Source organism: Stenotrophomonas sp. SrG, from assembly GCF_050031795.1.
Taxonomy (GTDB): domain Bacteria; phylum Pseudomonadota; class Gammaproteobacteria; order Xanthomonadales; family Xanthomonadaceae; genus Stenotrophomonas; species Stenotrophomonas rhizophila_A.
Map to the genome: position 1 here is coordinate 1 of NZ_JBNBBE010000542.1, position 253 is coordinate 253.

A 253-nucleotide genomic window follows, 5' to 3' on the forward strand; every position below is an offset into this window, starting at 1 on the left:
GTTCAGCGACAGCTCCATCAGCAGCTGGCTGCGGCGGTCTTCCGGGAAGAAGTTGATGCTGCGGTCCATCGCCTGGTTGGCGTTGTTGGCATGCAGGGTACACAGCACCAGGTGGCCGGTGTCGGCGAACGCGATGGCATGGTCCATGCCTTCGCGGGTACGCACTTCGCCGATCATGCTCACGTCCGGCGCCTGGCGCAGGGTGTTCTTCAGCGCCGCTTCCCAGCTGTCGGTATCGATGCCCCCTTCGCGA

General features: G+C 64.4%; 1 protein-coding gene. It reads right to left on the bottom strand.

Annotation, left to right across the window (positions count from 1 at the left end):
• Nucleotides 1-253 (bottom strand): ATPase, T2SS/T4P/T4SS family (locus ACQG3P_RS20780; protein WP_426806110.1); only part of this gene is annotated, 253 nt, incomplete at both ends.